Origin of the sequence: Corynebacterium sp. CTNIH16 (genome assembly GCF_032821655.1) — a bacterium.
Taxonomy (GTDB): domain Bacteria; phylum Actinomycetota; class Actinomycetes; order Mycobacteriales; family Mycobacteriaceae; genus Corynebacterium; species Corynebacterium marquesiae.
Map to the genome: position 1 here is coordinate 49817 of NZ_JAVBIG010000012.1, position 25364 is coordinate 75180.

At 58.5% G+C, this 25364-nt stretch carries 25 protein-coding genes; 4 read left to right on the forward strand and 21 right to left on the reverse strand.

Going from position 1 to position 25364, the window contains the following annotated elements; all coding sequences use genetic code 11:
• Positions 1-5: 5 nt before the first annotated feature.
• From RAE04_RS10190 to RAE04_RS10205, 4 genes are all read right to left on the reverse strand, one after another.
• Positions 6-914, reverse strand: a complete 909-nt coding sequence (locus RAE04_RS10190; RefSeq protein ID WP_317027283.1) for a Dyp-type peroxidase — start codon at positions 912-914, stop codon at positions 6-8.
• 583 nt (positions 915-1497) lie between these two features.
• Positions 1498-1662 carry a hypothetical protein gene (locus RAE04_RS10195; protein ID WP_204611469.1) on the reverse strand — a complete coding sequence of 55 codons (165 nt, stop codon included), beginning with the start codon at positions 1660-1662 and terminating at the stop codon, positions 1498-1500.
• Positions 1663-1676: 14 nt separating this feature from the next.
• The gene (locus RAE04_RS10200) at positions 1677-2378 is read right to left on the reverse strand and encodes a YceI family protein (RefSeq protein WP_317027284.1); all 702 of its coding nucleotides are present in this window, start codon (positions 2376-2378) and stop codon (positions 1677-1679) included.
• Between the two features lie 3 nt (positions 2379-2381).
• A complete protein-coding gene (locus tag RAE04_RS10205) occupies positions 2382-2723 on the reverse strand; it encodes a hypothetical protein (protein WP_034655353.1) in 342 nt (113 codons plus the stop codon).
• A 130-nt stretch (positions 2724-2853) separates the two neighbouring features.
• Here RAE04_RS10205 and RAE04_RS10210 point away from each other — a divergent pair, with 130 nt between their 5' ends.
• Positions 2854-3237, forward strand: coding sequence for an RNA polymerase-binding protein RbpA (locus RAE04_RS10210; protein ID WP_023021567.1), 384 nt, complete (start codon positions 2854-2856; stop codon positions 3235-3237).
• 77 nt (positions 3238-3314) lie between these two features.
• Here the strand turns inward: RAE04_RS10210 and RAE04_RS10215 are convergent, their stop codons facing one another.
• The 3 genes from RAE04_RS10215 to RAE04_RS10225 are packed head-to-tail and all read right to left on the reverse strand — an operon-like array spanning position 3315 to position 6345.
• On the reverse strand, positions 3315-4208 hold the full coding sequence (locus tag RAE04_RS10215; protein ID WP_294164587.1) for a polyprenol monophosphomannose synthase: 894 nt from the start codon (positions 4206-4208) through the stop codon (positions 3315-3317).
• Positions 4209-4213: 5 nt separating this feature from the next.
• On the reverse strand, positions 4214-5740 hold the full coding sequence (gene lnt, locus RAE04_RS10220) for an apolipoprotein N-acyltransferase (protein ID WP_317027285.1): 1527 nt from the start codon (positions 5738-5740) through the stop codon (positions 4214-4216).
• Between the two features lie 2 nt (positions 5741-5742).
• On the reverse strand, positions 5743-6345 hold the full coding sequence (locus tag RAE04_RS10225; protein ID WP_317027286.1) for an FxsA family protein: 603 nt from the start codon (positions 6343-6345) through the stop codon (positions 5743-5745).
• A gap of 85 nt (positions 6346-6430) precedes the next feature.
• On the opposite strand from RAE04_RS10225, the gene RAE04_RS10230 reads away from it, so the two are divergent.
• Positions 6431-7216, forward strand: coding sequence for a precorrin-3B synthase (locus RAE04_RS10230; protein ID WP_317027287.1), 786 nt, complete (start codon positions 6431-6433; stop codon positions 7214-7216).
• A 14-nt stretch (positions 7217-7230) separates the two neighbouring features.
• Here the strand turns inward: RAE04_RS10230 and RAE04_RS10235 are convergent, their stop codons facing one another.
• The 13 genes from RAE04_RS10235 to RAE04_RS10295 form a co-directional block, all read right to left on the reverse strand.
• Positions 7231-7977: an SDR family oxidoreductase gene (locus RAE04_RS10235; protein ID WP_317027288.1), complete on the reverse strand. Its 747-nt coding sequence runs from the start codon at positions 7975-7977 to the stop codon at positions 7231-7233.
• Entirely contained in the window at positions 7977-9104 is a 1128-nt protein-coding gene (locus RAE04_RS10240; protein WP_317027289.1) for a Xaa-Pro peptidase family protein, read from the reverse strand. The genes RAE04_RS10235 and RAE04_RS10240 overlap by 1 nt, the downstream gene beginning before the upstream one ends.
• Positions 9105-9136: 32 nt before the next feature.
• The gene (locus tag RAE04_RS10245) at positions 9137-11953 is read right to left on the reverse strand and encodes an RNA helicase (protein WP_317027290.1); all 2817 of its coding nucleotides are present in this window, start codon (positions 11951-11953) and stop codon (positions 9137-9139) included.
• A gap of 21 nt (positions 11954-11974) precedes the next feature.
• The gene (gene tatC, locus RAE04_RS10250; protein ID WP_408933106.1) at positions 11975-13069 is read right to left on the reverse strand and encodes a twin-arginine translocase subunit TatC; all 1095 of its coding nucleotides are present in this window, start codon (positions 13067-13069) and stop codon (positions 11975-11977) included.
• Positions 13070-13177: 108 nt separating this feature from the next.
• A complete protein-coding gene (gene tatA / locus RAE04_RS10255) occupies positions 13178-13441 on the reverse strand; it encodes a Sec-independent protein translocase subunit TatA (RefSeq protein ID WP_198493043.1) in 264 nt (87 codons plus the stop codon).
• 97 nt (positions 13442-13538) lie between these two features.
• Entirely contained in the window at positions 13539-14495 is a 957-nt protein-coding gene (locus tag RAE04_RS10260) for a WYL domain-containing protein (RefSeq protein WP_317027291.1), read from the reverse strand.
• A gap of 2 nt (positions 14496-14497) precedes the next feature.
• A complete protein-coding gene (locus tag RAE04_RS10265) occupies positions 14498-15484 on the reverse strand; it encodes a helix-turn-helix transcriptional regulator (protein ID WP_317027292.1) in 987 nt (328 codons plus the stop codon).
• Between the two features lie 36 nt (positions 15485-15520).
• A complete protein-coding gene (pafA, locus tag RAE04_RS10270; RefSeq protein WP_317027298.1) occupies positions 15521-16900 on the reverse strand; it encodes a Pup--protein ligase in 1380 nt (459 codons plus the stop codon).
• Between the two features lie 38 nt (positions 16901-16938).
• Positions 16939-17130 carry a ubiquitin-like protein Pup gene (locus RAE04_RS10275; protein ID WP_198493046.1) on the reverse strand — a complete coding sequence of 64 codons (192 nt, stop codon included), beginning with the start codon at positions 17128-17130 and terminating at the stop codon, positions 16939-16941.
• Positions 17131-17174: 44 nt separating this feature from the next.
• Positions 17175-18707, reverse strand: a complete 1533-nt coding sequence (gene dop / locus RAE04_RS10280) for a depupylase/deamidase Dop (RefSeq protein WP_284788174.1) — start codon at positions 18705-18707, stop codon at positions 17175-17177.
• Positions 18704-20269: a proteasome ATPase gene (arc, locus tag RAE04_RS10285; RefSeq protein WP_239274254.1), complete on the reverse strand. Its 1566-nt coding sequence runs from the start codon at positions 20267-20269 to the stop codon at positions 18704-18706. Before arc ends, dop begins: the two co-directional genes overlap by 4 nt.
• Before the next feature lie 85 nt (positions 20270-20354).
• Positions 20355-21191 (reverse strand): tRNA (adenine-N1)-methyltransferase, encoded by an 837-nt coding sequence (locus RAE04_RS10290; protein ID WP_005324783.1) that lies wholly within the window; start codon positions 21189-21191, stop codon positions 20355-20357.
• 28 nt (positions 21192-21219) lie between these two features.
• Positions 21220-22473, reverse strand: a complete 1254-nt coding sequence (locus RAE04_RS10295; protein WP_317027293.1) for a M18 family aminopeptidase — start codon at positions 22471-22473, stop codon at positions 21220-21222.
• Positions 22474-22519: 46 nt separating this feature from the next.
• Between RAE04_RS10295 and RAE04_RS10300 the strand changes: the two genes are divergently transcribed.
• A complete protein-coding gene (locus tag RAE04_RS10300; protein ID WP_317027294.1) occupies positions 22520-23350 on the forward strand; it encodes a RecB family exonuclease in 831 nt (276 codons plus the stop codon).
• 12 nt (positions 23351-23362) lie between these two features.
• Here RAE04_RS10300 and RAE04_RS10305 read toward each other — a convergent pair whose 3' ends face one another.
• Positions 23363-25030, reverse strand: a complete 1668-nt coding sequence (locus RAE04_RS10305) for a formate--tetrahydrofolate ligase (RefSeq protein ID WP_317027295.1) — start codon at positions 25028-25030, stop codon at positions 23363-23365.
• Positions 25031-25253: 223 nt separating this feature from the next.
• Here RAE04_RS10305 and RAE04_RS10310 point away from each other — a divergent pair.
• Positions 25254-25364 (forward strand): helix-turn-helix domain-containing protein (locus tag RAE04_RS10310; protein ID WP_410493263.1); only part of this gene is annotated, 111 nt, incomplete at its 3' end.

The following is a 25364-nucleotide window of genomic DNA, read 5'->3' on the forward strand; positions in this document are numbered from 1 at the left end:
GGCCCTTAGGCCGGCGGCAGCTCGTCGAAGTTCTTCATCAGATCCGCGCTGGGCACAAAGAAATTGGTGCCTGTAAGCGCGGTGGAGAAGTCCAAGATGCGGTCGTAGTTTCCCACCGGCTTGCCAATGAACATATTGCGCAGGCGCTCCATTACGTTTTCTGGATCCTTGGCATAGCCAATGAAGTAGGTGCCCATCTCACCTGCGGCGAAAGAGCCGAAGACCATGTTCTCGCGGTAGATATCTTCCTCTAAGTCGTTGAGTGCGACGTGGGAATTTGATGGCTTAGTGTCATCGTCCAATTCGATATCGTCGGCTTTGGTGCGCCCGATGACCTTCTCTTGTTCTTCAGTGCTCAGCTCATTCCACTTGGCGAGGTCATGGATATATTTTTGAACGGTGACATAGGAGCCGCGGGGGTAGTCAGCGTCACCGCCAAGCAGCACAGTATCTAATGCCTCTTCGGCGAGGGGATTGGCGGTGCCATCCACAAAGCCCAGCAAGTCGCGCTGATCCAGGTACTTGAAACCTTGGGTCTCATCGATGACCCTGGCGGCTTCACCGAGCTGATCGAGAACCTGGCGGGCCATCTCGTGGCACAGGTCATAGTTATTTGCACGGAAGTGAAGAAGAATATCACCTGGCGTGGCTGGGGCCCTATGTGCGGCATCGATTGCCTCAAATTCCTTCAGGCGTTCAGGCATAGGTGCGCTGGTCAAACGCGGCCACATGGAAGCTCCGATGCCAACTACGGTATAAAGCTCACCTTCGTTATAGCGGAAGTTCACGGACTTGAAAAGCCCAGCGAACCCCGTGAGCATATCGCGGGTGGCTTGCTCGCCACCGTCCTTGATTTCAAGGACAAGAAAGAGAGCTGCGCGGGAAGGCTTATCTACTACGTGCTGAATCGTCATGGTGCCGATTTTACGCACCCGGTCGATTCACAGAAGGCTAGTGGGGTGGAAATGCCCCTTGTTGGAGGTCGTCTCTGCAACGCGACGGTAAGCGGTGTACGGGATAGACCACTGGGAGGTAACCGCACGCATCTTTAAAATGACATAATGTACATTATCGGACAATTGCTGATATCTAGAGGGCCTTCATGTGTTGCCCTCAATCGCGCCCGGGCGCTAACACATCTTCCCGGCCCATCTATTGGGCCCCGATTCAGCTTCGTTAAACCTCCACGCGATATTACAGCGCTTTGCTTGGCGACGCCCCGCGGTCTCTGCCGCGTCACCCGCCGGCCGCCAGACTCAGGTGCAGGTATCGATTCCGGCTGTAGCTCATTGGAGTTCGGGTTTGCGGCTGCCAACCCCATCTGCCTTTGGGGTCTTCTTTATTCCGGGGTCAACCGTTGGCGGCGGTGCTTCGTTCAGCGACCGAAAACCTGATATCGGCCGAAAATAGGTCCTACTAGCGGGACTAACTGCATCACTATATAAAGTCACACTGACGTTAATCGAGGAGGTGCACCCCAACGCCGTGAAGGTCTAATTAGCGATTCCGGTAGGCGCTCCACAGCTGCCAGATAGTCAACAGTGCCAAAAGGACCGAGATGGCCACAATGACCCACATCTGTTGAACGGCTACGAAAATGGTAAAGCCGATGACGACGATGAGGCGCAGCCACATAAACGGGATAATCTGACGGGAATTCACAGGCTAAGCCCTCGCTAGTTCTTCTCGAAGGAAATGCGGAGATTTACCTCGCCGTTTTCCTCGACCTTCGCGGCGAGCATCTCTGGGGTCTCTACGCCATAATCAAGGCGATTAACTGGCACGGTGCCGCCGATGACGATCTGATCGCCATCGCGAAGAACGTCGAAGTCTTGAGAAATCTCGTGCGTTTCATCCTTGATAGTCAGATCGCCGGTGAGCTTGACTGTCCCAATGGAGCCGTCATCCGGGACGTCGGCAAGCGAGGCCGGCTTAGTCAGCTCAAAGGATGCCTCTGGGAAAAGCTGAGTCTCAAAGAGCTTGGACTTCATGTTCTGATCGCGGACCTTTTTATCCGTGGTCAGTTCATCCATATCAACGGTGAGCGTGGCGGTTTTAAGGGTGGAATCAGAAATATCCGCCTGGCCGGTTACCTCCGTGGTTGAACCCGATGTGGTGGTCTTTTCCGCAGGTAGAACCTCATTAAAGGTAAAACCAACCGAGGTATGGTTATTGGCACGGCCCTTGGCTACCTCCCAGGTGCCATCGAGCTCCGTGGATGCGGCCTTTGCGCCGTCGGCGGAAACTGGTTCGGTCTTTACCCCGGCGCCCTTGAGGAGCGAATACACCATCGGGCCAATGGCCACGGCGGTGAGCAACACAATCAGCACCACAAAGATGGTGATGACGAGTTTGCGGTTATAAAAAAGCTTTTTCATCTTCTATCGAAGTCCTTCTAGGCGTCGCGCCAGGGCAACAAGCTCTTCGCACAAACCGGCAAGCTCCTGCGCACTAGCGCCTTCCTCCGCGGCGGTATTGATATCTTCTGCGGAACAACGTAGTTCAAAAAGTCCGTCGCGCAAACTCTCTGCCTTTTCTGGAGTAAGGATGACGGCATTGGCGGGAATCCCCGTGCCACTGACGTTATTTCTTTGCTCATAAGCACGCTGCTTACAGGAGGCGCTGCAAAACTTCCGTGGCCGTCCCCTACCGCCTTGGTCAATGTCCTTCCCACACCATTGGCAGGAACCGACGTTGCGTTCACGACTAGCTGTACGGATCACCCGATACACTTTAGTCCATTTTGGGCGGGCTGGGAACAAAGACGCGTGGGTGTTCGTTATAATTAGTAGCTCTTAGGCGAAGTTTTGCTTCGCACTCAATCAGGGATCTCTTTGAAAAGGATGATGTTGCATGGCAGATCGCGTACTCCGTGGCAGCCGTATGGGCGCAGTCAGCTACGAAACCGACCGCGACCACGACCTCGCACCGCGCCAGATGGTGAAGTACCGCACCGAAGACGGCGAGATTTATGAGGTGCCTTTCGCCGATGATGCTGAAATCCCTGAAGAATGGATGTGCAAGAACGGCAAGCTGGGTCACCTGGTAGAAGGTGAAGGCGTTGAGTCTAAGCCCGCTAAGCCACCACGCACCCACTGGGATATGCTGCGTGAGCGCCGCTCCATCGAGGAGCTCGATGAGCTGCTTGAAGAGCGCATTAACCACCTGCGCTCCCGCCGCCGTTCCGCAGCCCGCCTCCTGAAGGAACAGCAGGAGCAGCAGCAAAAGAACTCTTAAAGTTCTACGGTAGCAAAAGGCCCGTACCTCCCTAGTCTGGCTAAGGGAGGTACGGGCCTTATGCGTTGCGGTGGCGCCTACTTCTTCAGTTGCGCAATCTGGTGCTTTGCCAGATGGCCGATCTCGCTGGCGAAGTCAGACACCCAGCCGGCGCCATTACGGGCCTGAACGCCTAGATCATGAATGGAGCCGTCCTTAACTTCACGGTTGACCAACTTGGATACGGCGCCACTGAAGTCCTGCAGCTGCTCAGCGCGATGAGCAACGCCCCACTTGGTGACCTCAAGCAAGGAATCCTTCACGAAGGAACCATCAAGCTTAGATTCGCCATATTCGCGCTCGGTAAAGGTAATGGGAACCTCGCGGACGTCAAAGCCGGCCTTGACCGCACGGAAGGCCAAATCCACCTGGAAGATGTAGCCGGCCTTGGACAGCTCATCAAAGTCGATGGACTCGAGGAGTTCGCGGCGGAACGCACGGTAACCGGCGGTCATATCGGACAGGCCAGCGCCCAGCGCGACGGAAATGTAGATATTGCCCAAGCGGGACAGGTACTCGCGGGATGCTGGCCAGTTGACGGTCTCGCCACCCGGGATATAGCGGGAGCCGATAACTAGGTCCGCGCCCTTGTCCACCTCTTCTAACAGCAGGTGAAGCTGTTCCGGGGCGTGGGAGCCGTCTGCATCCATCTCGCACAGCACTTGGTAGTCGCGCTCCAATCCCCATTCAAAGCCGGCGATATAAGCGCCTAGCAGGCCGCCTTTGCCCTCGCGGTGAAGAACGTGGATGTGGTCATCTTGCGCTGCGAACTCATCGGCCTTGTCACCAGTTCCATCGGGAGAGTTGTCGTCCACGATAAGGATATGTACCTCCGGAATTGCCGCGCGGACGCGTCCGGTGATAAGAGGCAGATTTTCGATCTCGTTATAGGTCGGGATGATAACCAAGGTCGAGGATTCAAGCGTGCTCACAGTGTTTATGCTCCTACGTATGTATCTGTGCCGGAGCGGCGCGGGGTGCGTCGCAGGCGGTTTGTGCGCAAAGCTACCAGTGCGCAGACTGTTCCAATAATAACCATGAGCCATTGCAGGGGCGAACCAAACCTGACGGAAAAGGTCTCGCCACTACGCAAGGGCAACTGCTCTACTAAGGCATCTGGCGTAAAAATCTCCGTGGACTGGCTAACGTGTCCATCTGGGTGAACAATGGCGGATACTCCAGAAGTCGCCGCCACCACCACGGCTCTGTCCGTCTCCATTGCACGCAATCGGCTCATGGCCAATTGCTGGTAGGTCATATCGGAATAGCCAAAGGTGGCGTTATTGGTGGGAGTAGTCAGCAGTTCTGCACCATTTTTCACCGACTCCCTAAAGGCGCTATCGAAGGAGACCTCGTAGCACGTTGCCACGCCAACCGGCACGCCCGCCATGGAGACCACACCTGGGCCGTCGCCGGGCTTAAAATCGCCGGCGAGGTCCACATAGTCAGAAAATTTGGCAAAGAAATCCCGCATGGGCATAGTTTCGCCGAAAGGTTGTAGGTACTTCTTATAGTGATGGTCTCCCACCGTATGACCAGGAGCGAAGACCTGCATTGTGTTGCGGGCCCCCACCTCATCCCGCGTGGCGGTGCCAACCAAAACAGGTGCGTCTATCGCATCGACGGCGCCGCTGATTGCCGAGGCTGCCTTGCCGTCACGGAGTGGGTTGATATCAGAGGAGTTTTCGGGCCAGATAACTAGGTCAATGTCTTTTTCGCGGGCGGCTAGCTTCTTTGTTTCGGCCACGTGGTTGTTGAGGACCGCTTGGCGTTGCCCGGCGAAGTCTAGGCCCATGCGAGGTACGTTTCCTTGGATTGCGGCAACCTTTGCTTCCCCGACAGTGGAAACGTCTCGGTTGATTCCCAAGCCTGCCACCGTCGCGCTTGCAAGGGGAAGGATCGCTGCTAAGAGTGCGACGCTCTTTGCCTTCCATCCACGTTGAATCAGCAGCGCAGCGAGACCGCAGCCGCACAGAACAGTGGCTGCGGTAATGAGCGAGGTTCCACCCCACGGCGCGAGGTTGGCTAGCGGTCCGTCGATTTGTCCCCAAGCCAATTTCACCCAAGAGAAACCGCCGAATGGTACCGAAGAACGCAGCACCTCCACCGCGAGGTAGAAGAACGGGAAGGCAATAAAACCGTACTTCCACCGCGCTACTGCTGCGCCGCCAAGGCCCAGTACAATGGCGTATACCGAAAGCCATACGGCCAAAGCGATGTATGGCCCGCTGCCCACCAATTCGCCGATCCATGGCAGCGTCAGCAGATACAGCACGAGCGAATGTGTTACTGCAAGAAGCGCGCCCACACGGGCGGAAACGTGCCTAGTTCCCCACGGCAGCAAGCTCGCGTACAGCAAGCCCACGCCCACAACGGCAGCCCACCACCAACCACGGGGCTCTATGGAGGCATACGTGAGCAGACCAGAAAGGCCCGCCACAACGAGGCGGGTAAGAGTCAGCATCACTAGCTCTTTCCGCCCTTGGACTCGCCATCGGAGGGTCCGAAGTCATCTGGATCCAGGTTCTCGCTCCAGCGGCGGATCTCTTCCTCATCCAACACCTCATGCGGGCCAGCATCCTGCGTGCTGGGGTGCCCACTTTGTGTTGCTTGGCCACGACCAAAGGAGCCAAAGTCGCCATAAGAGTCGTGCTGCTGCGCCATTGGGGTGGCCTCGTAGATCTTCACGCCCATGTTTTCGATCTTGCGGTACAAGGAGGCGGCCATCACCGTGCGGAAGACGGCGCGGGTCGGCGAGAAAATAAAGAGGGCTCCGAGGATCGTCGTCAAGAAGCCCGGCAAAGAAAGCAACATGCCGCCTACCAAGGTAAGGCCCACATTGCTGGCGGTCTTGCCCACATTGCCGCCGCGAACGACGTATGTACCGTCCCCTGTGCGCTCGACCTGCTTTCCCATCAAGCGGCGCACTTCAATGCCAGCGATGGACATTCCGAAGAACATGGTGACAAAGAGGGCGATAAGCGCCCAGCCAACACCGATCCACTTAGAAACGGCCCAGAAGGTCAGGGTCTCTGCGACGATGTAGAGAGCAAAATACATAAACGGCATGGCCTCAGTCTAACGAGGCAGACTGATAAAGTGCTGGCAACACTCATGCGCGAAGGTGCAACCGCGGCAGGTTAGACTAGTGCGCATGTTTACTCCTGCGCTTTTTGAAGACCCACAGTACGGCACGTGCATCCGCATCCACGTTGCCGGCGGCAGCACCCACGCCCAGGATTGGGTCACTTTGGCGCAGTGCGCCAGTGCTGTTGCGGATGGGTATGTCTACATCGACCAGTTCTCTGCAATCGAGCTGCGCGGTATTAAGGATGCGGAGGCGCTCAATAAGCAGCTCCAGGAGTTGCACTTGCGCGCCACGGCGATGCCGGTGCTGGCTTCTCCTTTGTCGGCGGAGGCCAAGCAAACGGCCCAGGACATCGCGGCTGAGCTGGACGCGGCGGAAGGCGGTCCTGGACTGGCAGTTATCGCCCACGACGACGTACCGACCGGCGCGGCCGCAGTCAGCCTTAGCATCGACGGGGACGGAGCCCTGCGCCTTGAGCGTTCCCCGCTTGGCGACGCCCCCTCGGCCCCACTGACTCCACGCGCTGCCGCCCATCACTATGCGGAGGCGCTCCAAGGCACCGAATCCCTAGAGCATAATGCCTCCGCCCTGGTTGAACCAGGCCCTATTGGCTGGCTGGATGATCATTTGCCTGCGGGCGTAGTTGACCTTGGCGCGGGCGTGCACCGCGGCACCATCCCTGCCGAGTTTGCGCAACTTATCGGCCAGTTAGAGGTAGACATCACCGTCACCCCGTGGGGCGGATTAGTCTTTCACAATATTGCCGAGGGTGACGCCGAAGTGGTACTGCGCGTACTCGCTCCACGCGGTTTTATCTTCGACATCAACTCTCCCCTACTACGCGCAGAGTAAAAAGAACGCAAAGTTTAGCGCGGCATGTGCCGCCAGAGTGGGCGCGGTACAAGCCGCATGACCCACGCTAGGCCCTGCAGAGCCCGAGGAATCCACATGGTGCGCGAACGCGGTTTTCCCCGCCGTGCATCTCGGGCAATGCAGCCGACAACTGCCTCAGCCACATCTGCCGGACGCACGGACAGTGGTGCCGGCTTCATTCCTTCGGTCATGCTGCCGATGACAAAGCCAGGGCGCGCGGTAATAAGGCCTACCTGGCTGCCGTGCAGCTTGTCCGCCAGCCCCTGACAAAAGGCATCAAGACCGGCCTTGGTAGATCCGTACACGTAGTTTGCCCGGCGGGCCCTCCAGCCTGCTATCGAGGAAAAGGCGACGATATGGCCGCGGTGCATACGCTGGGAAACGAGTGTAAGCAGTGAAATCTGCGCGGCATAATCGATTGTGGCGATGTCGACCGCATGGGAAGCATCGCGTTCTGCCCGCTGCTGATCGCCCAAGATGCCAAAGGCTACGACAGCTAGCTCAAGGGGGCCTGCCAGCCCTATGGCGCGATCGACCACACCGGCATGGGACGGAAAATCTGCGGCGTCAAAATCAAGCAGATGCACGCTGCGCGCACCCGCCGCCCGGATCCGGCCTTCCACGCCTTCCATACCGTGGGTGCCACGAGCGGCGAGCACAATATCTTGGCCAGGGGCTACTCTCCTAGCGATTTCTCCGCCAATATCGCTACGGCCGCCTAGAATCAGTACGCCAGCCATTAACGGACGTCACGCGGAGCTAGGTTCAGGGACTCGTAGCCATCGTTGGTTAGCACCACGATGTCTTCCAAACGCATGCCCCACTTGCCTTCCAAGTAGATGCCCGGCTCAATGGAAAATGCCATGCCCTCCTCCAAGTCGAGATCGTTGCCTTCCATAATGAAGGGCTCCTCGTGCGTGGACAGGCCGATGCCATGGCCGGTGCGGTGGACAAAGTAGTCGCCCCAGCCGGCTGCCGAGATCGCCTGGCGGACGATGGCATCGATGTCTGCGGCGGTGCTGCCGGGGTGGGCTGCAGCTCGGCCGGCGGCTTGGGCGTCGGCAAGCACGGCATAGGCATCCTGAAAATCCTGCGGAGCCTTGGAAATATCCCCGCCCACTACGTAGGTGCGGGTGCAATCGGAGTGGTAGCCGGAAGGCAAAGTGCCGCCGATATCGACGACGACTGGCTCGCCCTCAGCCAACACGCGATCCGAAAAGCTATGGTGCGGGTTGGCGCTATTCGGGCCCGATCCGACAATGACAAAATCGATAACGGAGTGCTCCCGCAAGATGAGCTTTTCGAGTTCATGGGCTACCTCGGCCTCAGTACGACCGGCCTGCAAAAGCTGCGGTACCTGCGCGTGGACTGCGTCGATGGCACGGCCGGCCTTGCGCAGCTCAGCAATCTCAGCCTCGTCTTTGCGGGTAAAGAGCTCGGCCAATGCATAAGTGGCCAGTTCATAGCTGGTGTGTGGAAGCAGATCTTGGAAACCCAGCACGTGGTCTGCAGTCAGCGACTGTCCCAGCGCTACCTTGCCTAGTCCGTCGCCTGCACCATGCAGAGCCAACTTGTATGGGTCCTCGCCGTCATTCCAGCCACGCAACTCTACATCCAGCTCACCTACTGGAGCAGCCTTGATATCGGTGATATCGGTATTAGGCGCGGCGATCCATGCAGTGCCCCGCTGCGGCACGACCAAGACCGTCAAGCGTTCGTGGGAAGAAACCCAGGAGCCGGTGAGATAGGCAAAGTCTGGTCCCGTGCCAATGAGTAGCAGATCGATGCCCTTGTCTGCAGCTGCCTTTTGGGCGGCGTGCAGACGCTGGGCGTAGACATCAGCGGAAAAAGTCTGAGTATCAGTCATGCCCCAGAGTCTACTCGTCTGCGCCGCGGATTTTAGGCGCCAATGGCTACGACACCGCGCTGAATTGCGTCGATAGCCCGGCGAGCGTTGCGTTGAATTTCGCCTTCATACCCAGTCTTAGCCACTTGTTGGAGCAGGTCGATAACTTGCCGGCACCAACGGACAAAATCACCGGGGGTGAGTTCAGCCCCGGCTTCATTTGCCGCGGCCATGCAGTAGCCCAACGGCGCCCCGGCCGCCCATTGGTGTACCGCCAATGCGAACCCGGCCTCCGGTTCACGGGTGGGCGGCAGCCGGTGGCGCTGCTCATCAGCGGTAAGTTCGGTGTACACGCGCCACGTGGCATTCATAGCGTCAGCCATGCGCTCGGTGGCTGCTTCCGGTTGCCCACTGGTGGCCTTGCGGTTTTCGAAACAGCACAGGGAGGCAACGCCGGCAAGCTCTGCGGGATCGAGTTCATCCCAAATTCCGCGCTTGAGGCATTGGGCCACGAGCAGATCGGATTCGCTGTGAATTTTGGCAAGGCGTTCACCTTCCTCCGTGATCACCGGTGTGCGATCGGCGCCGACCCCGGTGAACTCTACGTAATTCATCTCTGCGAGGAGGCCCACAATGCGCTCGAAGGTGCGGCCCAATGTATCCGTTGCTTTATTGACCTTGGATTGCAGCTTGTCCCGATCACGCTCGCGCCGTGCAAGCTTTTGTGCCAGGCCCGCCAGTTGTTCGCGGTCAGTAGCCGGCCAATCGTGAGCTGGATGAGCACGCAGTGCGTCGCGCAACTGACCTACCCGCTTATTTGGCCGAGCGCGGGTTTGGGACTTCATGCGCTTGGGCCGGTCGAAGTGTTCACGGTGCAAGACATCCTGCACATATCGGGTATTGCGGCGCGGGTTCTTGCGCACCGGCTTGGGGATCTTGATGCTACCGACTTGGATCGGTGGGTTATTGATTCCGGCTGCATCGATACGTCCAGACCACCCGGACTCAGTGGTAATCCACGGGCGGGGATCCGCAGTTTGGTTAGCGGGAGTAACAACCGCGGCTAGAATAGGACGCTTCTTGCCGGGCATGGCAATAACATCGCCCAGCTGCAGGCGCCCCAGTACCGCGATAACCTCTTGGTTTCGTTGATTGGCACGATCGATTTTTGATTGCTTTTCCTCAACCGTGAGCTCGCGGCGCAGGCGGACATAGTCCATAAGAACCTCAGCGGGATCTTCCCCGTCTTTAGCAGGTGGTGCAAGCGACGCCACGGCATCATCGAGCTGGTTGCGCAGTTCTCGCACGCGATGCTCGGCGCGTTCAATCTCGCGAGTTTCCTCCACCACGGAGCCATCGGCTTGGAACTGTGCGAAGGACTTTTCCAAAAGGCGGAGAGATTCCTCGAAACCAAGCATTCCCAGCAAATTGATCGCCATATTGTAGCCCGGTGCAAAAGTGGAAATGAGAGGATACGTACGGGTAGAAGCAAGGCCAGCTACTTGACGCGGATCCATGGCGGGGGCCCACTGCACGACTGCATTGCCCAACGTATCGATGCCACGGCGTCCTGCGCGGCCCGTCAGCTGCGTGTACTGGCCTGCGGTGAGATCGACGTGCGCCTCACCATTGAACTTGATGAGCTTTTCTAGCACCACGGTGCGCGCCGGCATGTTGATGCCGAGTGCGAGCGTTTCAGTAGCAAACACGGCGCGGACGAGCCCGCGTACGAATAGGTCTTCCACGATGTGCCGGAAGGCGGGCAGCATACCTGCATGGTGCGCGGCAAAGCCGCGGGACAGGGCTTCGCGCCAGCGCTTAAAGTCTAGGACCTGCAGATCTTCTTCAGGGATACCTTCTACACCTGCATCGACGATCTCCTTAATTTCCTGTGCTTCCTCCTGGGAGGTAAGCACCATGCGGCTGCGCAGGCACTGATAAAGAGCGCCGTCGCAGCCGGCGCGCGAGAAAATGAAGGTGATCGCCGGAAGCATGTCCTGCGATTGCAATACCTTCAATACCTCTGGGCGGCCCAAGGGGCGATAGCGATCCTGCTTCCGGGCGGCGCCGGAGCGTCCCCTTCCCTTACCGTGGAATTCGCTGCGTCCGCCACCCTTGTGACGGGCACGCGCGCGAAAGCCCTTGCCGGACTTATAGTCCGCGCGACCATCGTCGGTATCACCGGCTTCGAGGCGCTGGATTCTACGCTCGAGCTCGGCGTTGACCTGTCCGCCGGATTCTGGCTCGAAGAGCGGATAAATCTTGCGCCCCAGCATCATCCACTGGTCGAGGGGAACTGGGCGGTGTTCGGAAACGATGACGGTGGTATCGCCGCGCACGGTAGACAGCCAGTCGCCGAATTCTTCCGAATTGGACACGGTGGCAGATAGGCCAATGATGGAGACATGATCCGCGAGGTTGAGAATGACCTCTTCCCACACAGCACCGCGGGAAGCATCAGCCAAAAAGTGGATCTCATCCATGACCACGTGGGTCAAGCGATCGAGGGCCGCGGATTCTGCGTAAATCATATTGCGCAGCACCTCGGTGGTCATGACGACGATCTCTGCACCAGAGTTGATCGATACGTCACCGGTGAGCAGGCCTACGGCCTCTTCGCCATGCTCTTCCACCAAGTCGTGGTACTTCTGGTTGCTCAAGGCTTTAATTGGCGTCGTATAAAAGCACTTGGTTCCTCGGCTCAGCGCCAAAGAGACAGCAAATTCGCCCACGATGGTTTTGCCGGCGCCGGTCGGCGCGCAAACCAGTACGCCATGACCGTCCTCCACGGCCTGGCAGCCCTTTACCTGGAACTCATCCAACGGGTACGGCAGGGCTGCGGTAAAAGAATCCAGATGAGTTTCAGTCATGACTCCCCAGGCTACCCGTGCCTAGAGGACATCGTCGAAAAAGCCGCCGCTGGTCGACGAAGTCCCACTGGCGCCGGTGCGCCATGTCTGCTGCGGCTGCTGCTGTGCCTGTTGTACTGGCTGTGAAACGGGCTGAGAGGGGCCCGGTGAAGGGTGTACTCTGCTCGGCGCCTCGACAGGGGTTGGCCCGCCAATGGCTCCTGGTCCAGCGCCAAGCGGCGAAGCAGTCTCATCATCGAGATCCATCCACTCGGGGCGTTCACGCTGCATGCGCTTATCGTGGAGGCGGCAGAACTGGAATGCAAGCTCAATGAGTAGGATCAATGAGCTAGCGAGGACCACCATAGAAAATGGATCTTGCCCCGGGGTGACGAAGGCAGCAAAGATCATCACGACGACAATGATGATGCGGCGCTTATCCTTGACGTGTTCATACTCGAGCACGCCGATGAGGTTGAGTGACACGATAAGCAGTGGGATCTCAAAGCTAATGCCGAAGATGAGAAGAAGGGCCAGGAGGAAGTAGAAATAGCGCTCACCGGTCAGGGCCGCTGTTTGATACTCGGCGCCGATACCCATGAGGAATTCCAACCCCACGGACAAGATGAAATAGGCCAGCACGGCACCGGCAACGAATAGGCCCACCGCGGCGCTGACAAAACTCAACGTGTAGCGGCGCTCATTCTTATGGAGACCAGGAACAACGAAGGCCCAGACCTGATACAGCCACACCGGAGAAGACAATACGGTGCCAGCCAAGGCACCTACTTTTAGGCGCAACAGGAGCATTTCAAACGGGCTGGTGGCCAGTAGTCGGCACTCGCCGTCCGCACTGAAGGAGGCGCGCTTATCTGGGGGCAGCGCACAATACGGCTCTCGTAGAATTTCACCTAACGGAGACAGCCCGAATGGCGCTCGCTGGTACCAAATGAACCCAATGATGGCCCCGACGACAACCGCTAACACGGAAATAATGATGCGGCGGCGCAGCTCCTGCAGGTGCTCCACCAAGGTCATTTCCCCGGTAGGGTTCTTCTGTTTGCGCGAAAAGCGCAATTTACCCTTCACGTTCTTGCTTGTTTTCTGGGGAGATACCGGCTGTGACTGTGACGACATCAGTGTGGCTCTTTCAACGCAAAGAAGCGAACACTTCCCTACTGCACGGATTGCGGGTGCATATACGCGCGCTGCAGGGGTGTTCGCGCGACGACAGGTTAGGGGCGTTTACTGCTGAGTATTGGTGTTGTTCTGCTGGCCTGGTTGCATGTCTGGGCGGTTCCAGAACTCCTCATCGGACTGCTGCTTCTGGTTCAGCTGCGCTTGAGACTGAGAACGCTGGGCGTCCTCGGAATGCATCTCATTGACCTCAGACTTGAAGATGCGCGCAGAACGGCCAATAGAGCGTGCCAATTCCGGCAACTTCTTTGCACCGAATAGCAAGACGATGACAAGAACGATTAGGCCAATTTCCATAGGTCCTATACTCATGGAGAAACCTCTTTCAACTAGTGCACCAGCATGCCGGAAAGCATCACCGCCGGCTTATTTGCCAGCGAGCAGGCGCAGTAAACGGGCAAGTAACTGGCTACAGAGTATAGCCGCTCAATGCGGTGTTTCCTCGCTCCGCAATGAGGTTTACCACGGATTGAGGAGCCACTACCCGCAACCTATCAGCTTGACCCAAAGCAAAGCGAATAAGCCAATCCACTGATCCCATAGGCATTGTTGCAGCTACTTCCCCATTTCCTAAGTCTTCACCCAAGCGCATATCGTAATACTCGGCCAGCCACGTGAATTCTTGGTTAATTGCTAGTTGCACGGTGTCCCCATCGCCCAAATTAAAGGGTGAAGAGGCATCAAAGTCGAGTTCCTTCAGGTGTGGCTGAGCCTTCTCCTCCGTGAGGCAAGCGTTTCTAATGCGGTCGATGCGGAAGGTGCGATGCGCTTGCTTTGCTTCCTCCCAAGCGGCCAAGTAGGGCTCGGAATCAACGATGAAAATGCGGGCTGGATCCACCACCCTCTCGGATTCAGCATTTGAGGAAGCGCTCCAGTAACGCAGCCGTACCCGCTTTCTCTCATTGATTGCTTGGGTCAAAAGCGCCTGGATATCAGTCTCTTCAGGGGCTGGAGTAGACAGCGACTCATAGATGGCGACTGTCTTTTCATCCATGATGCCGCGCAGCTTAGCAGCGGCGGATTCGACCGCATGGGCGTCGATTAGCCCTGGCATCGCCTGCAAAGACTCCAAGGTAAGGAGCAAAGCACCGGCCTCCGTCGGGGTAAGGCGCAGCGCCTGGCTCAAGCCCTGATCGTTGTGAATGGTTACCCCATCGCGATAACTGAAGGTGAGATCAATGAGATCTTCGGTATTGCGCCCAGTGCCGGAACAAAAGAGCCGATCGAGGGCTTCTTTTAATTCGCCAAGATCCATGCCCAAATCTTTGGCCGCTTCCATGGGCGTCTTGTCGGGGTGATTTTTGAAGTATGGAATCAGGTTTAAAGAGCGCACGAGCGCCTGAAGCTTTAGTGATCCGTCAGCCATGACTAGCCTTCCTCCTGCGATTGTGACGCTTTGTGCAAAAGGGAGATGACTTCTTGGCGGATCCCGGCTGGTTCGAGCACCTGTACCTTTGGGGCATAGCCGGCCGCAGTCCGCACGAGCCAATCCTTATCCACCTTGTGCAACAACACCGTGCCATCGGTTTGTTGCTCGCCGGAATCTAAAAGCTCGCGCGCCTGCCCGTCAGGGATAACGAGGCGCGCATCGACTTTTTCCCCTCGCTGCAATGCACGCTCTACCAACACCTGCAGGTCTTCAGTTGGATTGGGGTGCTCCGCGGGATCGTGCGAGCGTTTGATGTCAGAGACGCGGAGGGCGCGAAAGACGCGCGGTTCGTTGCGGTCCACATCGAATCCTACGAGGTAGATGCGGCTGTCCCGGTTGACCACTCCCCAAGGGTCCATTACACGGCGTACCGGCTCAGTAGCAGGATTGGCACGGTAGGAAAACGTGATGCGTACCTGATTGCGCACCGCAGCGAGAACCGAGGTAATGATTTCCGGGGCAAGTCGCGTGATGTCATTGACCGCCGTATATACCGGTGCGCCTGCGAGGTTGCGCGAGGCGCCGCTGGCGGCAATTTTGGTCCAACCGGACAAGGAGAAATCGCTCAGGCCTCCGGTGGTACCCACTCCCCCTGCAATGCCTAAAACCATGGCCTCCTCAGGGGAAAATTCTACCGGCGGCAGCTGGTAGCTACTCGCGTCGAGGCGATAGCGCGCCCCGTCTTCGCCGCCGGAATGAACAATGGGCACCCCGGCGCGCTGGAGGGTTGCGATATCTCGTGCCAGTGATTTGGCGAAGGCTTCGTCTGACTTATCGCCGTATCCTGCCACGTGACTGCGAATCCAGGCGGCGGTGCGATCCGGGCTACCGCCGGAATTGGCGGCGCCCTGTAGCGCGAAAGAGAGGTTGGTGAGTCTTTCTACCGCTTCATCATGCCGTTTCGGCGCGGGGTTGTGTGCTGCCACGTGGTGTGTTGTCTCCCTGGTGCGGCTCGTGTGCTTCTAGCTGTGGTGTAGACGCATATAGTCTAGCAACGCCTCGACCCGATCATCGTCGGCCACGAAGGGGTTAAGTAGCTCCTCGGTGCGCGGCTCTGGGCGGTTGACCTTAAGGCGCGTCCAGTCAACGGTGACGTTGGCCCCAAGGCTACGGGCAGCGGCAAGGAACTGCCCACGCAGCGCGGCGCGGGTGGTCGGTGGTGCTGTGCCCATGGCGCGTTCGATGTCGGCGTCCGAAATCCACCGGTCAATAAGGCCGTTGCGCAGCAAGACATGGTAGAGCCCGCGGCTTGGCCGGATATCGTGATAGGTCATATCAATCTGGGCGAGCTTGGAGTGGCCCCAGTGACCGCCCAGCCGTGCGCGGTAGCGCTCGAGCAGTCCCAATTTAATGACCCAGTCGATTTCTCGGTCCACGCCGGAGAAGTCTTGAGTCTCAATGGCCTGCAGCATGCGCTGCCAGAGATCCACCACGCGCCGCATTTCTGCCGTGGGAGTGCCGGCGTCCTCCCGCTTGTCCAACCACTGGCTCGCGCGCTGACATAGCTGTTGCTGGACCTCGAGTGCGGTGACGGATCCCCCTCCTGTGAGCGGCAGTTCGGTCGAGCCCGTCATATCACGTGCGATGGCGCGGATATGGTGAATTGGCTTGTCGATGTCGAACTCTGGCAACTCAAATCCAGCCTCCAGCATCTCCAACATGAGCAGCGTGGAGCCAACTTTTAGCGCCATAGTGGGCTCGGCCATGGTGGAGTCCCCCACGATGACGTGCATGCGGCGGAAGCGTTTCGAATCGCCGTGCGGTTCATCCCGGGTATTGATGATGGGACGCGAGCGGGTGGTGGCAGAAGACACGCCTTCCCAGACCTGGTCTGCGCGTTGCGAGAGCAGGAATTGGGCAGGCTTATCGCCCTTAGCGGGCTGGATCATGCCGGCGCCGCAGATGAGCTGGCGGGTAATAAGGAACGGAAGGAGCGCCAGCCCCAAATCCTTGAGCACCATGTGGCGGCTGATGAGGTAGTTTTCGTGGCAGCCAAAAGAATTGCCGGCTGAATCCACATTGTTTTTAAACAGGTACACCGCGCGCGGGTGTCCCTCGGCAGCAAAGGTTCGCTCCGCTTTTTCGCCCAGCCGGTTGACTATCGCATCGCCGGCGCATTCATAGGCCAGAAGCTGGCTTAGGCTATCGCACTCGGCGGTGGCTACCTCGGGATGAGAGCCGACATCGAGGTACAGGCGGCTGGCATTGGTAGAAAAGATATTGGACGAGGAATGCTCCTTGACGATGGGCCGGAAAAGCACGCGCGCCACTTCATCGGGGCTCAAGGCGCGTTCTCCAGGGCCCGCGCTGGTGGTTAAGCCATATTCCGTCTCGATGCCCATGATGCGACGGGCGAAGACAGGATGCTGGTCACTCACCCTTACTGCCCGCCCTTTTGGACATAGGAGCGCACGAATTCCTCGGCGTTGTTTTCTAGCAGGCCATCGATCTCATCGAGCAATTCATCGGTGCCGGTGGTATTGATGCTCAGCTGCGTGGAGGTAAACTCTTCCTCCCCGGCGGAGTCATCGCCGCCGTTACCGCCGGTGACCTGCGACTGGTGGGTTGACATGGTATGAACGTCCTTTCCTTCGCTTCTGGCTCGATGCTTGACTATTAGTTACGGTACTCGGGCTGGATACCGCTGTCAGTTAGTCCCTGAAGAAGCTCCTCCACCGTACGTGCGGCGTCGATGATCTCCTCGCACTGGGAGCGGGTCAGGCCGGTGGTCTCATCCATAGGAACCGTGGCCCAGGGTGCCGTGGTTGCCTCACCTACCCGCACCGTGAGGCTTTGCCAGCTCGCGGCAATGATGTCCTCCCCGAATTTCTGCGTCACTCGCCCGCGGAAATACGCCCGGGAGTCCTCTGGCGGAATGGTGGCGGCGTTTTCAATTTCTGCAGCGCTAAAGAGCTGCCGCATCTGGCCCTTGCGCACCAGCGCGTGGTGTAGCGACTTTGCCGGATCGATCTCCGCGTATTGCAGGTCAATGAGCCGCAGCTTTGGGTCTGCCGGATCGATACCGCGGTCGAGGTAGCCCTTAATCAAGCGATACTTCGCCACCCAATCCAACAGGTGCGCGGCCTGAATGGGATCTTCCGCCAAGAGTGCAACTGCCTCGTCCCAAGCCGCGAGAACCTTGTGGTCTGCGTCGGTGCGTGGGGTGACGCGAGCGCGGTATTCGCCGAGGATTTCTAGGGCGGTGAGCTGGCGGGCGTCGGCAAGCTCGAGGCGATGTTGAAGGGAGAGATCGCGGCTGACGCGGGGGACCTCCGCCACGGCATCCTGCAAGCGGAGATCGCTAAAGTCCACACCCTGCTCAATCGCATCGAGCACCAGCGAGGTCATGCCCAGTTTGAGCAGCGTGGAGGTCTGCGACATATTCGCGTCTCCGATGATGACGTGGAGGCGCCCATAGTCCGCGTGCACCGCATGCGGCTCGTCGCGGGTATTGATGATGCCGCGATTGAGGGTGGTCTCCAGAGAAATTTCCTGCTCAATATAGTCAGCGCGCTGGGAGATCTGGAATCCCGGCTCCTCGCCAAACTCGCCGATCCCCATGCGCCCGGCGCCGATGACTACCTGGCGGGCCACGAAAAACGGGATAAGGGCCTGCGCCAGAGTGTCAAAGTCCGTGGCACGGGAGTACTGATAGTTCTCGTGCGAGCCATAAGACGCGCCCTTGCCGTCCACGTTGTTTTTGTAGAAGCGCAAGGCAGGGCACGGGTCGTGGTTGGCAAGGACGGACTTTCCTTGCGCGCTCAGCCCCGCTACGGACGCGGCGGCTTGCAGGAGCGTGGCGTCACCTGCGGCGTCGTAAAGCGTGGCGTCCCAAGCATTAGTGCATTCCGGCGCGGAATATTCTGGGTGGGCGTGGTCCACATAGAAGCGCGCGCCATTGGCCGTGACCACATTGGCCACACCGATGGCGTTGGGATCCACCACGGGCACGGTGTGGTAGCGCTTGAGATCGAATCCGCGGGAATCGCGCAGCGGGTGCTCCTCTGCAAAGTCCCACCGCGAGCGCGCCCCAGTGTGCAGCGCGGCATACGCTACCACCGCGTGCGTGGACGAAATGATGGGCGAATATTCCGGCAGCTCCGGGGTGGCAATGCCGTACTCGGTCTCGGTGCCTACTACGCGACTCATGCGCTCCTCCTTGCAGTCAGTAGCTCCACCCGTTCTACGCGGGCTCCAGCATGGTCTTGGGAGATGATCTTGGTCCACTCCTCCGGGTTGGTAGAGGTGGGCACGTACTCGGATTCGGCGCGCTCGGCCGCGATGGCCTGGAGCAGATGCTGCTTGGCAATGCCCCCACGGCGCCCGCCTATCCCCTTCTCACTGCCCGCACGCTGTTGCAGTTCGTCCTTAATAGCCAGCTTTTTGGCGCGGGAGAGGATATTGGCAATCATCGCGCCGGAGACAAAGTCCCGGTAGTGCAAAATTTCGCGCTCTCCGCTGGAAAAATGCAGCTGCACAAAGGGGCGATCGGCATAGAGCTCATCCACCGCGGCGCCGATGAGTTCCTCTAACGTGCCCTGGTGTGGCACGGATTGTGCAAAGTGGCGGGCAAAGATCTCGCGGGCGCCCTCTTTATTCGGCCGGTTGACCCGGATCTTGATATCCAGCCGGCCGGGACGCATGATGGCGGGATCGATGAGCTCCTCACGGTTGGTCGCGCCGATGACTATCACATTGGATAGGCTTTCTACTCCGTCGAGTTCTGTGAGCAGCTGCGGCACCACCGTGGTTTCCATATCCGAAGATACGCCTGAGCCACGGGTGCGGAAGATTGATTCCATCTCATCAAAAAAGATGACCACCGGCTTATCAGAGCTCAGCTGGGCTAATTCACGAGCGCGCTCGAAGATGAGGCGAATGCGGCGTTCCGTCTCTCCTACATACTTATTGAGTAACTCTGGGCCCTTGATATTGAGGAAGTAGCTCGACCCATCACTGCCCAACTGTTGCGCTAAAGAATGGGCCACGGCCTTGGCAATGAGCGTCTTACCGCACCCCGGAGGGCCATAGAGGAGGACACCCTTAGGCGGCTGTAGCTCGTATTGCTGGTAGAGGTCCGGATGGATAAACGGCAGTTCTACGGAATCGCGGATCTGGGAAATCTGCTCATCGAGCCCGCCGATGTCCTCGTAGCGCACATCAGGGACCTCCTCAAGGGAGAGCTGGGAGACTTCCGTCTTTGCCACCTTTTCCAGCGCGACGGCAGCCTTGGGATCAACCAGCACGATTTCTCCTGCTGCCACGCGGGTTTCCTCGCGCAGTGTCTGCGATAGCAGCACCACTTTTTCCTCGCCAGAGGAATTTGCCACGATGAGGCGTCTATCTCCTAGGCGCTCGACCACTGTGGCGAGCTCGCCGGTGCGCTCGGGTGCGCACCCTTCCACCACCACGAAGCCATCGCCCAAGCGAACCTGCTGGCCGGCCACTAGGCTGCCTGGTTCCACATTGGGCGAGACTTTAAGCTGCATCACGCGGCCGTTGGTGTAGACCTCCGCGGTGGTTCCCACCTCGCTGTGGGTAGGCGAATAGCCTAAGAAAACGCCGTAGGTCGATGCCGGCTCAGCCAGCGCGTTAAGCTCCGCAAAAAGCTGTTCCAGCTTCCCACGCGATTCTTTTAATAAGCCCGCCAACTTCTGATTGCGGGCAGCAAGCTGGCTGATCTGCCGCTTATAGTCCGTGGCTTCATCCATGCCCACTACTCTAACGCGACCCAGTCGGCGAAAGAGGGGACTTGCGCTTTAAATTCTGGGCGTTGAGGTGAGCCTATTTCCAGCCTTACTTGCGGGCGCGGCGCTGCGGGCGCGGCGGAGTGACGCCATCGGCCAGGCGCCGAGTCCAGATAAGGAAGGCGGTATGCGCGTTCATTCGGTGCTCCGGGCGCGTAGCCAGGCCTTCGACCTTCCATTCGCGCACCAGCGATTCCCACGCCTTAGGCTCGGTAAAGCACTTGAGCTCGCGGATTCCTTCCATGACCTTCATCAACTGCGGCACCGTTGCTACGTAGGTCATGAAGACACCACCTGGAATGAGAAGATCGCGCACGGTCTCCAGGTGCTCCCAGGGCTCGAGCATATCGAGGATTACGCGGTCTACCGGCCCACCCAAGTCCTCAGCGGTGACGTCTCCTAAATCGCCGAGGCGCGGCGACCACCACTCAGGCTGCTCGCCAAAATATTCCTTGACGTTATCGACCGCATACTCGAGGTGGTCATCGCGCACCTCATAGGAATACACATGACCTTCTGGCCCCACGGCGCGCAGCAGGGACATGGACAATGCACCCGAACCGGCGCCGGCCTCGAGCACGCGCGCGCCCATGAAGATATCGCCCTCTACCAAAATCTGCGCCGCATCCTTGGGATAGATCACCGCAGCACCACGCGGCATCGACAGCACGTGGTCCACCATCAGGTGGCGGAAAAGGAGGAAGGAGGAGCCAAGGGTGGACTCGATGACCGAGCCTTCGTCCATGCCCACGATGTCATCATGGTTAATGATGCCCTTGTGGGAGTGGAACTGGCCTCCTTCTTCCAGAATGACCGTGTAATGGCGCCGCTTGGCGTCGGTAAGCTGCACGCGGTCGCCGTAGGCAAAGGGGCCGGAATAAGCCATGTCTCAAGACTCCTCGAGGTTGCGGTTACTATCCCACCAAGTATGCCTCAAGTGCCTGCGCGAGCCATACTTGGTCCCGCTCGCCTACCATTTCACGCGCCGAGTGCATAGACAGCATGGGCACGCCCACATCGACGGTATCGATGCCCAAACGCGTCGCTGTAATGGGACCAATCGTCGAGCCACAGGGCACATCATTATTGCCCACAAACCGCTGCACCGGCACGCCTGCCTTCTCGCATGCTGCTTCCCATAACGCCACCGTGGTGGCATCGGAGGCATAGCGCTGATTGCCGTTGATCTTGGTCACTGGACCCTTGCCGATGATCGGATGGTGCGTGGGATCGTGCTTGCCCACGTAGTTCGGGTGCACCGAATGCGCGGCATCGGCCGAGACACAGCTCGAGCGGGAAAACATCTGGAAGCGTTCCTCCTCGTTGGCACCCAGCGCACGCGCTGTGCGGGTGAGTACATCCGCTAGGATGGGACCGCCCGCACCGTAGCGCGAGCTGGAGCCCACCTCTTCGTGGTCAAAGGCCATCATGACCAAGACATCCTTGCCCTGATAGCCTTGGGCGGCCTTCTTCATCGCCGCTAGCGAGGCGTATACAGAAGACAGGTTATCCATGCGGCCAGCCGCAATGAACTGCTCGCCGGCACCAAAGACTTCGCCGCGAGCGGCATCGGCCGTAATCAGGTTAAAGGAAGCAATATCCTGCTTGGCGACGCCCACCTTCTCCCGCACTACCTGCACGATGGACGCCTCTGGGTCACCGACGCTCAAAATTGGCTGCATGTTGTGCTGACGGTCCGGCTTAAACTCATCCTTGCGGTAGAGGTGAATGGCAAGCGACGGCAGGCGCAGTACCGGGCCAGTATTGACCAAGTGGCGCGAGCCATCCTTGGTGACAATCTGCCCGGCCACGGTCAGCTCCCGGTCAAACCAGGTATGCAGTAGCGCCCCGCCATAGATCTCTACTGCCACCTGTTGCCAGCCGGCCGCGGAAAAGTCCGGCGTGGGTTTAAGAACCAAGCCCGGCGAATCTGTATGGGACCCCACGATGCGGAAACCAGAATTCTTATCCGCGCCCTCTGGCACGTACCACGCCGCTACCGCGCCGCCGCGCACCATGACGTGGCCGCCAGGTGCAGCGGACCACTGCGTTCCCTCATCCTGTACCTCAAATCCCGCCTCGCACAGCTGGCGGGATACCTCATCGGCAGCGTGGTACGAAGAAGGAGAAGCAGCAATGAAATCTAGGAAATCTGCGGTATAACTCATACCTCCTAGCTTGCCACGAATCGCGCGGCGATAGGCTAGATACACCATGGCTACTTCATCTACACCCCGCCCACTCGCCCTGTCGCCCTCGCGCGCCTCCGACTATAAGCAGTGCCCACTGCTCTATCGCTTTCGTGCCATTGACAAGTTGCCTGAGCCCAAGACCATCGCGCAGGTCAAAGGAACCCTCGTGCACGCTGTCCTGGAAGAGATGCACAAGCTACCGCGCCACGAGCGGACCTATCCTGCCGCGGTAAAGATGATTAAGCCGTCCTGGGCAGAGATGACAGCTAAAGACGAGGAACTTTTAGAGCTCGTGCCAGAAGAAGACACCTACGATTTCTTCGTCGCTGCCAGGGAATTGCTCAAAGGCTATTTCCAGATGGAAAATCCACAAGGTTTTGATTGCCAAGAAACAGAGATGTACGTCAATACGGTCCTGCCCAATGGCGTCCCCGTCCGTGGCTTCATCGACCGCGTGGACCGCGCCCCAACCGGCGAGGTCCGAGTCGTGGATTATAAAACCGGCAAGAAGCCACTTCCCCGCTATTCCCACGATGCACAGTTCCAGATGCGCTTTTATGCGCTGGTCTACTGGCGCATCCTAGGCACCATTCCCCACCAGTTGCGCCTGATGTACCTCAAGGTCTTGGACTCGATGTTTCTTAGCCCAAACCGTGAGGAGCTCGAATACTTCGAGCGCGATCTCGGCGAATTGTGGGCAAAGATTGAGGCCGACGGGCGCGCCGGGAACTTCCGTCCGAAGCCATCCAAGCTCTGCGGTTGGTGCGCCCACCAGGATCTCTGCCCCGAGTTTGGCGGCACTCCGCCGCAGTACCCGGGCTGGCCGGGTTCCGCGGCAGATACAAAGGACTAGCGCCCCACCTGCCTAGAAAAGGCCCGAAATGGTGCCCTGCTTATCGACGTCGATATTATCGGCCGCAGGCTTCTTCGGCAGCCCCGGCATCGTCATGACGTTGCCCGTGAGCACGACGACAAACCCCGAACCGGTGCGCGGCAGCAATTCGCGCACATGCAGCGTATGGCCTTCCGGAGCCCCCAGAGCAGAGGCATCATCGCTGAAGGAATACTGCGTCTTAGAGATGACCACCGGCAGCTTGTCCCAGCCATTGTCTTGGATGTACTTCAGATCCTTGAGCGCCTTTGCCCCGTATTCCACACGGTCTGCGCGATAGATCTCGCGCGCGATGGTTTCGATGGAGGCCTCGATTCCCTCCTGCGGATCGTAAAGCTGCTTGGCTCCGCCCTGCAGGTTCTCCAGCAAGGTCTCTGCCAGCTTGGTAGCGCCCTCGCCGCCCTCGGACCACACATTGGCTTCCTCCAAGGCCACTCCGAAGTCTTCGGCCCACTGCCGCATGAACTCGCGTTCTGCTTCGGTATCGGACCAAAAAAGGTTGAGCGCTACTACCGGCTTGATCCCGAACTTGCGCAGGTTTTCTACGTGTCGCTCTAGGTTGACTATGCCCGCCTTGAGGGCATCCAGGTTTTCCTCGGTGAGTTTATCCTTGGCCACACCGCCGTTGTATTTCTGCGAGCGGATGGTGGCAACGACCACGGCGCCAGCAACATCTAGGTCGCCAAAGCGCGCCTTGATGTCGACGAACTTTTCTCCGCCTAGGTCGGAACCGAACCCAGCCTCGCTTAAGACGATATCGCCGAATTGCAGTGCGGTGTGGGTTGCCAGTAGGGAGTTGCAGCCGTGCGCGATATTGGCGAACGGACCACCGTGCACCAAGGCCGGCACGCCGCCAAGGGTCTGTACAAGGTTGGGGTTGAGGGCATCAACCATGAGCGCCGCGAGCGCACCTTCCGCATTCAAATCACGCGCAGTAACAGGGCGCTGATCATAGGTGAAGCCGATGGTGATATCGCCGAGGCGCTTCTTTAGGTCCTCGAGGTTCGTGGCCAAGCATAAGATAGCCATGATTTCGGAGGCCGCGGTAATGGTGAAACCGGTTTCTGCAGGCACACCATGAGCTGGACCACCCAGACCGGTCACTACGTTGCGCAGGGCACGATCGTTGACGTCCATGCACCGCTGCCATGTCACGCGCCGCGGGTCGATGCCCAAAGCGTTGCCTTGGTGGATGTGGTTATCAATGATGGCGGCCAGGGTGTTAGTTGCAGAGGTAATGGCATGAAAATCGCCGGTGAAGTGAAGATTGATGTCTTCCATGGGAACAATCTGTGCATAGCCGCCGCCAGCCGCGCCGCCCTTAATACCCATCACTGGTCCTTGGGAGGGCTCCCGCAGGGCAACGATGGCCTTCTTGCCCAACTGATCCAGGGCGTCGGTAAGGCCGATGAGCACGGTGGATTTTCCCTCGCCGGCAGGTGTGGGCGATACACCAGTGACAAGCACCAGCTTGCCCTGGTTTTCCTTGGAATAGTCCACCTTTGTGATATCGACTTTGGCTTTGGTGGTGCCATAGGGAATCACGGCATCGGCAGGGATGCCCGCCTTGGCTGCGACCTCTGCAATCGGCTGCAATTGGTGGGCTTGGGCAATTTCAACATCGGATGGCTGAGTAGTCATGACCTAAGCCTACCGAGCGGTGGAGTTAAATAGGGCTCATTTAGACAAGAAAGTGAAATGGATTAACTCGTCCACTGATGCAGCAATCAAAAAGGCGCCCCTTTAGGGGCGCCCTGAACTGCTCCCCATTAGTTGGACTGAGAAATCAGTTGCCAACAACTAGTGGGGAGCATTTTCTTTGAGAGCACGTAGTTCGCTGAGTGAAGTTCAGCATGAGCAGTTAGTGGAGCTTTTCGAGCAGGGAATGGGTTGCCGAGCCGCTGCTCGTGTTGTCGGTGTCTCGAGAGACGCAACGCGTAGACTTTATCGCCGTTTCCAACTGCGTGGCAGACTA

Coding starts and splice junctions, on each gene's coding strand:
- tatC (WP_408933106.1), bottom strand. CDS start 13,069: ATGTCGTCACAGTCACAGCCGGTATCTCCCCAGAAAACAAGCAAGAAC.
- RAE04_RS10225 (WP_317027286.1), bottom strand. CDS start 6,345: ATGCCGTTTATGTATTTTGCTCTCTACATCGTCGCAGAGACCCTGACC.
- RAE04_RS10240 (WP_317027289.1), bottom strand. CDS start 9,104: ATGACTGATACTCAGACTTTTTCCGCTGATGTCTACGCCCAGCGTCTG.
- RAE04_RS10305 (WP_317027295.1), bottom strand. CDS start 25,030: ATGACTACTCAGCCATCCGATGTTGAAATTGCCCAAGCCCACCAATTG.
- lnt (WP_317027285.1), bottom strand. CDS start 5,740: ATGCTGACTCTTACCCGCCTCGTTGTGGCGGGCCTTTCTGGTCTGCTC.
- RAE04_RS10260 (WP_317027291.1), bottom strand. CDS start 14,495: ATGGCTGACGGATCACTAAAGCTTCAGGCGCTCGTGCGCTCTTTAAAC.
- RAE04_RS10235 (WP_317027288.1), bottom strand. CDS start 7,977: ATGGCTGGCGTACTGATTCTAGGCGGCCGTAGCGATATTGGCGGAGAA.
- arc (WP_239274254.1), bottom strand. CDS start 20,269: ATGGATGAAGCCACGGACTATAAGCGGCAGATCAGCCAGCTTGCTGCC.
- RAE04_RS10245 (WP_317027290.1), bottom strand. CDS start 11,953: ATGACTGAAACTCATCTGGATTCTTTTACCGCAGCCCTGCCGTACCCG.
- RAE04_RS10275 (WP_198493046.1), bottom strand. CDS start 17,130: ATGTCAACCCACCAGTCGCAGGTCACCGGCGGTAACGGCGGCGATGAC.
- tatA (WP_198493043.1), bottom strand. CDS start 13,441: ATGAGTATAGGACCTATGGAAATTGGCCTAATCGTTCTTGTCATCGTC.
- dop (WP_284788174.1), bottom strand. CDS start 18,707: ATGAGTCGCGTAGTAGGCACCGAGACCGAGTACGGCATTGCCACCCCG.
- RAE04_RS10200 (WP_317027284.1), bottom strand. CDS start 2,378: ATGAAAAAGCTTTTTTATAACCGCAAACTCGTCATCACCATCTTTGTG.
- RAE04_RS10210 (WP_023021567.1), top strand. CDS start 2,854: ATGGCAGATCGCGTACTCCGTGGCAGCCGTATGGGCGCAGTCAGCTAC.
- pafA (WP_317027298.1), bottom strand. CDS start 16,900: ATGGGCATCGAGACGGAATATGGCTTAACCACCAGCGCGGGCCCTGGA.
- RAE04_RS10230 (WP_317027287.1), top strand. CDS start 6,431: ATGTTTACTCCTGCGCTTTTTGAAGACCCACAGTACGGCACGTGCATC.
- RAE04_RS10300 (WP_317027294.1), top strand. CDS start 22,520: ATGGCTACTTCATCTACACCCCGCCCACTCGCCCTGTCGCCCTCGCGC.
- RAE04_RS10295 (WP_317027293.1), bottom strand. CDS start 22,473: ATGAGTTATACCGCAGATTTCCTAGATTTCATTGCTGCTTCTCCTTCT.
- RAE04_RS10190 (WP_317027283.1), bottom strand. CDS start 914: ATGACGATTCAGCACGTAGTAGATAAGCCTTCCCGCGCAGCTCTCTTT.
- RAE04_RS10290 (WP_005324783.1), bottom strand. CDS start 21,191: ATGGCTTATTCCGGCCCCTTTGCCTACGGCGACCGCGTGCAGCTTACC.